This is a genomic window from Streptomyces sp. CA189 (genome assembly GCF_056428985.1).
In genome coordinates this window covers 62835-72765 of the sequence record NZ_JBWJVM010000045.1, presented here as the reverse complement: position 1 = coordinate 72765, position 9931 = coordinate 62835, and the positions used below count along the sequence as shown (strand labels likewise).

Below are 9931 nucleotides of genomic sequence, written 5' to 3'. Positions count from 1 at the left end.
GGCGGGGCTGAAATTGCCCTGCGGGCAAATTCAGCCGCGCGTCGCGTCCGGCATCAGCCGAATCCAGCCCCGCCGGCGTTTGAGGCGCGGGGTCCGGGGCGGAGCCCCGGGGGCCCCGGCTGCGCCGGGCTTGCGACCCGCCCCGCCCCCAGCGCTACGCGTATTCCGTCGGGATCACGGCCTCGCCGCGCGAGAGCTGAGTGGCGGATAGCGGGAGGCCCGCCAGGCACTCGCGGTGGCGATCGCGGGCCGTCTCCAGGGACTCGCGGGCCACGACCTCGCCGCCCTTGACCAGCTCCACCAGGAGCTGCTTGTCCGCCAGCGCCGCCGGCACCGGCCCGGTCCCGAGGACCTCCGCCTCCGCGACCCCGTCCGCGTCGACCCGCCGGGCCGCCCACTTGCGCCCCCCGACGGAGGTCTTGCCGCCCGAGGACTTCTTCGCCACCGATACCAGCGGCGCCTTCGGGTCGGCCGAGGCGGCCCGCGCCACCAGCTTGTAGACCATCGAGCACGTAGGGTGCCCGCTGCCCGTCACCAGCTGGGTGCCGACCCCGTACGCGTCCACCGGGGCGGCCGCCAGCGAGGCGATCGCGTACTCGTCCAGGTCCGAGGTCACCACGATCTTCGTCGCGGTCGCCCCCAGCTCGTCGAGCTGCTGCCGCACCCGGTGCGCGACCAGCAGCAGGTCCCCGGAGTCGATCCGGACGGCGCCGAGGTCCGTCCCGGCGACCTCCACGGCCGTGCGGACCGCCTCCGCCACGTCGTAGGTGTCCACCAGCAGCGTGGTGGAGCTGCCCAGCGAGGCGACCTGGGCGGTGAAGGCGTCCCGCTCGCTGTCGTGCAGCAGGGTGAAGGCGTGCGCGCTCGTACCGACCGTCGGGATCCCGTACCGGAATCCGGCCGCCAGGTCCGAGGTCGAGGTGAAACCGCCGACGTACGCAGCCCGCGCCGAGGCGACGGCCGCCAGCTCGTGGGTGCGCCGGGCGCCCATCTCGACCAGCGGCCGGCCGCCCGCGGCCGTGGCCATCCGGGAGGCGGCCGCGGCGATCGCGGAGTCGTGGTTGAGGATCGACAGGATCACGGTCTCCAGCAGCACGCACTCGGCGAAGCTGCCCTCGACGCGCAGGACGGGCGAGCCGGGGAAGTAGACCTCGCCCTCCGGGTAGCCCCAGATGTCGCCGGAGAAGCGGTAGGAGGCGAGCCAGTCGAGGGTGCGGGCGTCGACGACGTTCCGCTCGCGCAGGAACTCCAGTACGGCGCCGTCGAAGCGGAAGTTCTCCACCGCGTCGAGCACCCGGCCGGTCCCCGCGATCACCCCGTAGCGGCGCCCTTCGGGGAGCCGCCGGGTGAACACCTCGAAGACCGAGCGGCGGTCGGCCGTGCCGTTGGCCAGCGCGGCCTGCAACATCGTGAGCTCGTAATGGTCGGTGAAGAGCGCTGTCGACGGCACGTCCACCGGCAGGCCCAGGTCCGCAGGGTTCATGCGACGGATGCTAGCGCACATCTCGTCAAAGTGACGAGATGTAGGGGCCCGTTTGTGCGACGGGCCCCCGTCAGTGGCAGCATGGGACAAGTGAGTGTTGCTCCCATTGAGATCGAACGCACCGAATCGGCCGAAGAGACCTTCGCGGTCCCCGAACCCGACGTCCCGTGGGTGACCCTGGTGCACAACGACCCGGTCAACCTCATGAGCTACGTGACGTACGTGTTCCAGGCCTACTTCGGCTACTCCAAGGACAAGGCGAACAAGCTGATGATGGACGTCCACCACAAGGGTCGGGCGGTCGTCTCCAGCGGCAGCCGTGAGGAGATGGAACGGGACGTGCAGGCCATGCACGGCTACGGCCTCTGGGCGACCATGTCCCAGGACCGCAACTGATGGGCGGCGTGTTCGAGCCCCTGAAGGCCGGCGGGGCCGCCATCGCGCTCGACGAGATCGAGATCTCGATCCTGCGCTCCCTGGCCGTGCAGCTCCTGGAGCTCATCGGCCCCGGCGAGCCGGAGCCCGACCCGGACGCCGACCCGCTGGCCGCGCTCTTCGCCGCCTCCGACGGCCCGACCGAGCCCCCCTCCGACCCGGCCCTGGCCCGGCTCTTCCCCGACGCCTACGGCGGCCCGGAGACCGGACCCGGCGCCGACGCGGAGGAGCTGCGGGCCCACTCGGCCGAGTTCCGCCGCTTCACCGAGAACGACCTGCGCACCCGCAAGCGGGAGGACGCGCTGGCCGTCGTACGCAGCCTGGACGGGCTCAGCCCGGCCGGCGACGGGGCGGCGGTCCTGGAGGTCGACGGGGAGCTGCGGCTGCGCTGGCTGGGCGCCCTGAACGACCTGCGGCTCACCATCGCGGCCCGCCTCGACATCACGGAGGACGACGAGAGCGCCGTGCTGTTCCGGCTGCCGGACGACGATCCGCGCAAGCCGATGGTGATGGCGTACCTCTGGCTCGGCGGTCTCCAGGAGACCCTCGTCGAGACGCTCATCGGAACCCTCTGACCCCGCCATCCTCTGAGGGGCCTCAAGTGCGTCTGCCGTTCGCTCAGCGGACGCTCAAATCCGGATAACGATCAGATCACCACGATGTGGTGATCTGATCCATTTCAGGACCTCTGTCCTGATTTTTTTATGCCCTGCGTCACATTTTCTTCCCTCATGCACCCATAAGCACGTGATAAATCTTCACGACCGCCGACGGGGCGCCACCCATGCCCCCCGGCCTGCTTGAACCGGCTGACCGCCGGCGTGCAACTCCATCCGTATCCGGGGGGATCGAGGACCCGATCCGCTGCCAGCCATGGCGCGGATCGGCGTGGAGAAAGGCGCACCAGACGACATGACCTCCGTACAGGTCGACGAGCAGCAGCACGACACAACCGAGGGCGGCGGCTACCACCGCGCACTCGGTGCCCGCCAGATCCAGATGATCGCGATCGGCGGCGCCATCGGCACCGGCCTCTTCCTGGGCGCCGGCAAGGCCATCTCCAAGGCCGGCCCCAGCCTGATCCTGGCCTACGCCATCGCGGGCCTGGTCATCTTCTTCATCATGCGGGCCCTGGGCGAACTGCTCATGTACCGCCCGGTGTCCGGCTCCTTCTCGGACTACGCCCGTGAGTTCCTCGGCCCCTTCTGGGGTTACGTGACCGGCTGGACCTACTGGCTCTTCTGGGTGGTCACCGGCATCACCGAAGTCACCGCCGCCGCGCAGTACATGTCGTACTGGACCCATGACAGCTTCCCGCAATGGGCGTACGCGCTGATCTTCACCGTCATCCTCTACGGCGCCAACCTGATCTCCGTGAAGCTCTTCGGCGAGCTGGAGTTCTGGTTCTCCATGGTCAAGGTCACCGCCATCGTCGGCATGATCCTGATCTGCGCCGGCATCCTCACCATCGGCTTCTCCGACGCCGCGGACACCGCCGCCGTCTCCAACCTGTGGAACGACGGCGGCTTCTTCCCCAAGGGCATCGGCGGCACGCTGATGACCCTGCAGATCGTCATGTTCGCCTTCCTCGCCGTCGAGCTGGTCGGCGTCACCGCCGGCGAGTCCAAGGACCCCGAGAAGACCCTGCCCAAGGCCATCAACACCGTGCCGTGGCGCATCGCCGTCTTCTACGTCGGCGCGCTGATCATGATCCTGTCGGTCGTCCCGTGGCACGAGTTCCAGCCCGGCGTCAGCCCCTTCGTCGCCGCCTTCGAGAAGATGGGCCTCGGCGTCGGCGCCGCGATCGTCAACTTCGTCGTCCTGACCGCGGCCCTGTCCTCCTGCAACTCGGGCATGTACTCCACCGGCCGCATGCTGCGCGACCTCGCACTCAACGGCCAGGGACCGAAGTTCTTCACCCGGCTCACCAAGAACGGCACCCCGCTGATCGGCACGAGCTTCTCCGCCGCGCTGATGCTCGTGGGCGTCTGGATCAACTACGTCGCCCCCGGCAAGGCCTTCGAGTACGTGGTCTCCTTCGCCACCATCTCCGGCATGTGGGCCTGGATCATGATCCTCGTCTGCCAGATCCGCTACCGGTCCCTCTCCGACCGCGGCGACCTCCCGAAGTCGCCGTTCCGCGCCCCCGGCGCCCCCTTCACGAGCTATTTCGCCCTGGCCTTCATCGGCATGGTCATCGTGATGATGGGCATCGACGAGAGCGCCCGCGTCTCGCTCTACTGCGCCCCGCTGTGGGGCCTGCTGCTGGGCGTCTCGTACCTGGTGATGAAGTCCCGCGACCCGCGCGGCGCCGCCTTCACCAAGGCCTCGTAGAGCCTCCGCGAACCGCGGGTCCCGGCCGCCTGTCACGGCCGGGAACCGCGCAGCCGACCGGCACGAGCCCCCGGAACAGGGGGCCCGTGTCCATCATCCGGGCCCTCCCGTACCACCCCTCGGTACGGGAGGGCCCGTCTGCTTATCCTGTCGCTCATGCTGACCATCACCCAGGCCCTGTACGACCAGATCGTCGCGCACGCCCGCCAGGACCACCCCGACGAGGCCTGCGGCGTGGTGGCCGGCCCGGCGGGCGCCGACCGCCCGGAGCGGTTCGTACCGATGCTGAACGCGGCCCGTTCGCCCACGTTCTACGAGTTCGACTCGAAGGACCTGCTGAAGCTCTACCGCGAGCTGGACGACCGGGACGAGGACCCCGTCATCGTCTACCACTCGCACACCGCGACCGAGGCCTACCCCTCGCGCACGGACGTCACGTACGCGAACGAGCCCGGCGCGCACTACGTGCTGGTCTCCACGGCGGACAAGGACGGCCTCGGGGAGTTCCAGTTCCGGTCGTACCGGATCGTCGAAGGCGTGATCACCGAGGAAGAAGTGCAGGTCGTAGCGGCCTACTGAGGCGCCGACACAGGGCTACTTCTCACTATGCGAGAAATATCCGTCCACGATGCGGAATCACACTCCAAACCAGGGGCCGGGAATCGTTAACATGACCGCATGGTTTCCCACGACGTGAGCATCGAGACGCCCGGCAGGCTGCTGCTTGTGGCGCGGCTGCACGTCGACCTGTGCCGCCTCGCCAGCGCCATCTGTCCTGCCGCCTGAGCCCCGCCGGCCCCCTCACGGGGCCGCGTGCTCACGCCCGCTCCGCTTCGCCCGCCTTCCCTTCACCATCCTGACTGGAGCCTGCCATGGCCATCGAGGTCCGCATCCCCACCATCCTCCGCACCTACACCAACGGCGAGAAGGCCGTCACGGGTGAGGGCGCCACGCTGGCCGACCTCTTCACCGACCTGGAGACCCGCCACAAGGGCATCCAGGAGCGCATCATCGACGAGGCCAAGGGCGGCGAGCTGCGCCGCTTCGTCAACGTCTACCTCAACGACGAGGACGTCCGCTTCCTCGACGGCATCTCCACCGCGCTCAAGGACGGCGACAACGTCACCATCCTCCCGGCCGTAGCCGGCGGATCGAAGTAATGCGCTACGACTCCCCCCTGGCCGCGGTCGGCAACACGCCGCTGGTACGCCTGCCCCGCCTCTCGCCCTCGGACGACGTCCGAATCTGGGCGAAGCTGGAGGACCGCAACCCGACCGGCTCGATCAAGGACCGCCCCGCGCTCCACATGGTCGAGCAGGCCGAGAAGGCCGGCCGGCTGTACCCCGGCTGCACGATCCTGGAGCCCACCTCCGGCAACACGGGCATCTCCCTCGCCATGGCCGCGAAGCTCAAGGGCTACAAGATCGTGTGCGTCATGCCGGAGAACACCTCTCAGGAGCGGCGCGACCTGCTGGCCATGTGGGGAGCCGAGATCATCCCGTCGCCGGCGGCGGGCGGCTCGAACACGGCCGTCCGCGTCGCGAAGGACCTGGCGGCGCAGAACCCCTCCTGGGTGATGCTCTACCAGTACGGCAACCCGGACAACGCGGGCGCCCACTACGCCACGACCGGCCCGGAGATCCTCACGGACCTCCCCTCGATCACCCACTTCGTGGCGGGCCTCGGCACCACCGGCACCCTGATGGGCGTGGGCCGCTACCTGCGCGAGCACGTCCCGGGCGTCAAGATCGTGGCGGCGGAACCGCGCTACGACGACCTCGTCTACGGGCTGCGCAACCTCGACGAGGGCTTCGTGCCCGAGCTGTACGACGCCTCGGTCCTGACGACCCGCTTCTCGGTCGGCTCGGCGGACGCGGTCACCCGCACCCGCGAGCTGCTCCAGCAGGAGGGCATCTTCGCCGGCGTCTCCACGGGCGCGGCCCTGCACGCGGCGATCGGCGTCGGCCGCAAGGCGGTCGCGGCGGGCGAGTCGGCCGACATCGTCTTCATCGTGGCCGACGGCGGCTGGAAGTACCTCTCCACGGGCGTCTACACGGCGGCCACCACGGAAGAAGCCATCGAAGTCCTCCAGGGCCAACTCTGGGCGTAGCCCGATCCAGCCGTCCGGCGTTTGAGGACCGGGGTCTGGGGCGGAGCCCCAAGGGGGTCCGGGCGCAGCCCGGGCCCCCTCAGCCCGTCCGGCGCTTGAGGACCGGGGCCCGGGCGGAGCCCGGGGAACGGTGGAAGGGCGGGTAGGGGACTTCGCCCCGCAGGGCCCACCACCCGCACCGCCCACCGGGCCCGCGCCGGGACGGCGGTGGCGAGCACCCCGACCGGCCACCGCCGGACGGAGTCCGGCGCAGCGGCCCGAAGCCAGGGAAGCGCGCTAGCGCTGAGCGGTGTGAGGGTCGCGTCAAGACGGAGCGGAGGCCAACAGCGCGGCCAGCACCCCCGCATGGCTCGCCCCCGGATCCTTGACGGCAGTCAACAGCGTGACCGGCCCGGCCGCAGCCACGGACCGCAGCCGCGACAGCTCCGCCACCGCCTCCTCCGAGCGGAGCTCCACCGCGTACCGCTCCCGGAACTCCGCCACCGATCCACCCCCGTGGAACCACTTCCGCAGCTCCCCCGACGGGGCAACGGCCTTCGCCCACTCGTCGACCCCCGCCGCCTCCTTCGACAGCCCCCGCGGCCACAGCCGGTCCACGAGCACCCGGACCCCGTCCAGCTCCGGATCCGGCGGATCGTAGACCCGCTTCAGCCGGACGGCCCGGGCCCCCCGAGCCCCTTCACCTCGTCCCACACCGCCGGATCCACCGTCCCCAGCCTCCGAGCCCGCGCGAACTCCCACACCGACACCTCCACCGCCCGGTCCGCCTCCAGGAACGCGCCCCGCGCCCCCACCACCCCCGGCGGCAGCGGGATCACCCCGGCGCGCCGGTCGTCGTACTTCCCCGTGATCCGCGCGATCCGCGCCCGGTGGCCCCGTACGCCCAGCACCAGGCAGGGCCGTCCGTCCTCCAGGGACCACAGCTCACCGGCCTTCGGCCGCGGCAGCGGTCCCGGTCCGTGCGGCGGATCCGCGGCCCGCCGTACCCGCCGGGGGAGGAGCACCAGCAGGATCACGACCACCACCGCGGCGACCGCCGGCCACCAGGACGTGTCCATACTCCGACCGTAGCCCTGCCCGGCGCCCCCGGCACGGCAGCGGCCCGCCGAACGGCAACCCGAGTCCACCCCGTCGCTCCCCCGGGTGACAGCTCAGGTGATTCGCCCCACAACGGCCTGCCGCGGAGGAGCGACCGGGCGTTTCGCGCCTTACGCTCGACCCACGCACGGCCCGCATTCCGTCCACGGACCGTCCACGGAGGTTCACGCTCCATGAAGCTCACCGTCGTCGGCTGTTCGGGCTCGTTCCCGTCCGCGGAATCAGCCTGTTCGAGCTACCTCGTCGAGGCCGACGGCTTCCGGCTGCTCCTCGACATGGGCAACGGCTCCCTCGGCGAGCTCCAGCGCCACATCGGGCTCTACGATCTCGACGCGATCTTCCTCAGCCACCTGCACACCGATCACTGCATCGACATGTGCGCGTACTTCGTCGCCCGCTTCTACCGCCACGAGGGCGGCCGCTGCGGCACCATCCCCGTCTACGGCCCCGAGGGCACCGAGAAGCGGCTGTCCACCGCCTACGAGGACGTCCCCGACGAGCGCTCCATGAGCGAGGTCTTCGACTTCCGCACCCTGAAGTCCGGCACCTTCGAGATCGGCCCGTTCCAGGTCCGCACCGAGAAGGTCTGCCACCCGGTCGAGTCCTACGGGATCCGCGTCGAGCACGGCGGCCGCGCGCTGACGTACTCCGGCGACACCGGCGCCTGCCCCGAGCTGGGCCTGCTCGCCGAGGACACCGACCTGTTCCTGTGCGAGGCCTCCTTCACGCACGGCAAGGAGGACATCCCGGACCTCCACCTCAACGGGCGCGAGGCCGGCGAGTTCGCCCGCGGCGGCCGGGCCGGCCGGCTCGTCCTGACCCACATCCCGCCGTGGACGGACGCCGAACGCAACCTGGCCGACGCCCGCGCGGTCTACGACGGCCCGGTGGAGCTGGCGTACACGGGCGCGGTGTACGAGGTCTGAGGTCCGCCCCCCCGCACCGGATACGCGAAAGCCCCCGCCCTCCCTTCCGGGAGAGCGGGGGCTTTCTGCGTACCTGCGTGCGGTACGGACCTACTTACTTGGCCTCGGCCTTGAGGATCTCGGCGAGCTCCTCGTCGGACTCGCGGCCCGGCGTCGGCAGGTTCCACTTGGTGATGGCGAAGCGGAAGACGAAGTAGTAGACGACCGCGAAGCAGAGGCCGATGCCGGCCAGGCCCCACGGGTTCTCCGCGATGCCGAGGTTCAGGACGAAGTCGACCGCACCGGCGGAGAAGCCGAAGCCGTCACGCATACCCAGGGCCCAGGTCAGCGCCATGGAGACACCGGTCAGGACCGCGTGGATCGCGTAGAGGACCGGGGCGATGAACATGAAGGTGAACTCGATGGGCTCGGTCACACCGGTCACGAAGGCGGTGAGCGCGAGGGAGAACATCATGCCGCCGACGACCTTGCGGCGCTCGGGGCGGGCGCAGTGGACGATCGCGAGGCAGGCCGCCGGGAGGGCGAACATCATGATCGGGAAGAAGCCGGTCATGAACTGTCCGGCGGTCGGGTCACCGGCGAGGAAGCGGCCGATGTCACCGTGGACGGCGCCGGTCGGGGTGTCGAAGGAGCCGGCCTGGAACCACGGGAAGGAGTTCAGGAGGTGGTGCATGCCGATCGGGATCAGCGCGCGGTTGGCGACACCGAAGATGCCCGCGCCGACGGCGCCGGAACCGGTCAGCCACTCACCGAAGCCGTGCAGACCCGAGCCGAGGACCGGCCAGATGAGACCGAAGACGATGCCGGTGACCAGACCCGCGAAGGCGGAGAGGATCGGGACCAGGCGGCGGCCGCCGAAGAAGCCCGCCCAGTCGGGGAGCTTGGTCCGGTAGAACTTCTGGTAGAGCAGGGCGGCTATGACACCCATCACGACACCGCCGAGCACACCCGCGTTGACCGGGGCGTCCACCATGACGATCTTGTCGCCGACGACCGTCGCCTTCTGCGGCAGGTTGCCGTCCGTGAAGGTGGCGAGCACCTTCTGGAAGACCAGGTAACCGGTGACGGCCGCGAGGGCGGTCGAACCGTCCGACTTCTTCGCGAAGCCGATCGCGATGCCGACGGCGAACAGCAGCGCCATGTTGTCGAGGATCGCGCCACCACCGGCGGCCATGTACCCGGCGATCTTGAGGACGAACGTCGGGAAGACGTCCTTGTCGCCGAGCATGTCGTCCGCGCCCAGGCGGAGCAGGAGCGCGCCGGCAGGCAGCACCGCAACGGGGAGCATGAGGCTCCGGCCGATGCGCTGCATGACGGCCATCACGCCAGCGCCCTTCTTCTTTTCCGCAGCGGTGGCTGTGGACATGGTCTTCCTCCAGTGGACAAGGCTCTGCCAGGACGTGGAAAAACGGGGGCTTGGCAGCGTCTCGGAACGGGGGACCCCGGGGCCGAAAGGCCTACGTGGTCTACACCACTCAGTGGTGTAGACCAGTTGTAGCACGGTGAGGTCGGCGTAAGGAACCCGTCATTTCCGTGGGGGAGGAC

General features: G+C 70.0%; 12 protein-coding genes. 8 read left to right on the top strand and 4 right to left on the bottom strand.

Going from position 1 to position 9931, the window contains the following annotated elements; all coding sequences use genetic code 11:
* Nucleotides 1–154: 154 nt before the first annotated feature.
* Nucleotides 155–1483: a nicotinate phosphoribosyltransferase gene (locus tag AC061S_RS28330; protein WP_478688712.1), complete on the bottom strand. Its 1329-nt coding sequence runs from the start codon at nt 1481–1483 to the stop codon at nt 155–157.
* An 81-nt stretch (nt 1484–1564) separates the two neighbouring features.
* On the opposite strand from AC061S_RS28330, the gene clpS reads away from it, so the two are divergent.
* From clpS to AC061S_RS28295, 7 genes are all read left to right on the top strand, one after another.
* Nucleotides 1565–1879, top strand: coding sequence for an ATP-dependent Clp protease adapter ClpS (clpS, locus tag AC061S_RS28325; protein WP_243337276.1), 315 nt, complete (start codon nt 1565–1567; stop codon nt 1877–1879).
* Complete coding sequence (locus tag AC061S_RS28320) at nt 1879–2493, top strand: DUF2017 domain-containing protein (protein WP_478688711.1); 615 nt, start codon at nt 1879–1881, stop codon at nt 2491–2493. The genes clpS and AC061S_RS28320 overlap by 1 nt, the downstream gene beginning before the upstream one ends.
* A 337-nt stretch (nt 2494–2830) precedes the next feature.
* Nucleotides 2831–4252, top strand: a complete 1422-nt coding sequence (locus AC061S_RS28315; RefSeq protein ID WP_478688710.1) for an amino acid permease — start codon at nt 2831–2833, stop codon at nt 4250–4252.
* 156 nt (nt 4253–4408) lie between these two features.
* Complete coding sequence (locus AC061S_RS28310; protein WP_478688709.1) at nt 4409–4831, top strand: M67 family metallopeptidase; 423 nt, start codon at nt 4409–4411, stop codon at nt 4829–4831.
* A 99-nt stretch (nt 4832–4930) separates the two neighbouring features.
* A complete protein-coding gene (locus tag AC061S_RS28305) occupies nt 4931–5038 on the top strand; it encodes a putative leader peptide (RefSeq protein WP_311736929.1) in 108 nt (35 codons plus the stop codon).
* A gap of 86 nt (nt 5039–5124) precedes the next feature.
* Nucleotides 5125–5412, top strand: coding sequence for a MoaD/ThiS family protein (locus AC061S_RS28300; RefSeq protein WP_243337269.1), 288 nt, complete (start codon nt 5125–5127; stop codon nt 5410–5412).
* A complete protein-coding gene (locus AC061S_RS28295; RefSeq protein ID WP_478688708.1) occupies nt 5412–6362 on the top strand; it encodes a PLP-dependent cysteine synthase family protein in 951 nt (316 codons plus the stop codon). Before AC061S_RS28300 ends, AC061S_RS28295 begins: the two co-directional genes overlap by 1 nt.
* 303 nt (nt 6363–6665) lie before the next feature.
* On the opposite strand, the gene AC061S_RS28290 is transcribed toward AC061S_RS28295, so the two are convergent.
* Together AC061S_RS28290 and AC061S_RS28285 are read right to left on the bottom strand one after the other, a co-directional pair.
* Entirely contained in the window at nt 6666–7055 is a 390-nt protein-coding gene (locus AC061S_RS28290) for a DUF488 domain-containing protein (RefSeq protein ID WP_478688707.1), read from the bottom strand.
* On the bottom strand, nt 7010–7420 hold the full coding sequence (locus AC061S_RS28285) for a hypothetical protein (protein WP_478688706.1): 411 nt from the start codon (nt 7418–7420) through the stop codon (nt 7010–7012). Before AC061S_RS28285 ends, AC061S_RS28290 begins: the two co-directional genes overlap by 46 nt.
* Before the next feature lie 213 nt (nt 7421–7633).
* Here AC061S_RS28285 and AC061S_RS28280 point away from each other — a divergent pair, with 213 nt between their 5' ends.
* A complete protein-coding gene (locus tag AC061S_RS28280) occupies nt 7634–8386 on the top strand; it encodes an MBL fold metallo-hydrolase (protein WP_478688705.1) in 753 nt (250 codons plus the stop codon).
* A gap of 94 nt (nt 8387–8480) precedes the next feature.
* Here AC061S_RS28280 and AC061S_RS28275 read toward each other — a convergent pair whose 3' ends face one another.
* Nucleotides 8481–9752 carry a PTS transporter subunit EIIC gene (locus tag AC061S_RS28275; RefSeq protein ID WP_478688704.1) on the bottom strand — a complete coding sequence of 424 codons (1272 nt, stop codon included), beginning with the start codon at nt 9750–9752 and terminating at the stop codon, nt 8481–8483.
* Between the last annotated feature and the right edge of the window lie 179 nt (nt 9753–9931).

Bases quoted from the DNA above. Each gene is read 5' to 3' on its own strand.
- AC061S_RS28300 (WP_243337269.1), top strand. From the start codon at position 5,125: ATGGCCATCGAGGTCCGCATCCCCACCATCCTCCGCACCTACACCAAC.
- AC061S_RS28310 (WP_478688709.1), top strand. From the start codon at position 4,409: ATGCTGACCATCACCCAGGCCCTGTACGACCAGATCGTCGCGCACGCC.
- AC061S_RS28295 (WP_478688708.1), top strand. From the start codon at position 5,412: ATGCGCTACGACTCCCCCCTGGCCGCGGTCGGCAACACGCCGCTGGTA.
- AC061S_RS28305 (WP_311736929.1), top strand. From the start codon at position 4,931: ATGGTTTCCCACGACGTGAGCATCGAGACGCCCGGCAGGCTGCTGCTT.
- AC061S_RS28315 (WP_478688710.1), top strand. From the start codon at position 2,831: ATGACCTCCGTACAGGTCGACGAGCAGCAGCACGACACAACCGAGGGC.
- AC061S_RS28285 (WP_478688706.1), bottom strand. From the start codon at position 7,420: ATGGACACGTCCTGGTGGCCGGCGGTCGCCGCGGTGGTGGTCGTGATC.
- AC061S_RS28275 (WP_478688704.1), bottom strand. From the start codon at position 9,752: ATGTCCACAGCCACCGCTGCGGAAAAGAAGAAGGGCGCTGGCGTGATG.
- AC061S_RS28280 (WP_478688705.1), top strand. From the start codon at position 7,634: ATGAAGCTCACCGTCGTCGGCTGTTCGGGCTCGTTCCCGTCCGCGGAA.
- AC061S_RS28320 (WP_478688711.1), top strand. From the start codon at position 1,879: ATGGGCGGCGTGTTCGAGCCCCTGAAGGCCGGCGGGGCCGCCATCGCG.
- clpS (WP_243337276.1), top strand. From the start codon at position 1,565: ATGGGACAAGTGAGTGTTGCTCCCATTGAGATCGAACGCACCGAATCG.
- AC061S_RS28330 (WP_478688712.1), bottom strand. From the start codon at position 1,483: ATGAACCCTGCGGACCTGGGCCTGCCGGTGGACGTGCCGTCGACAGCG.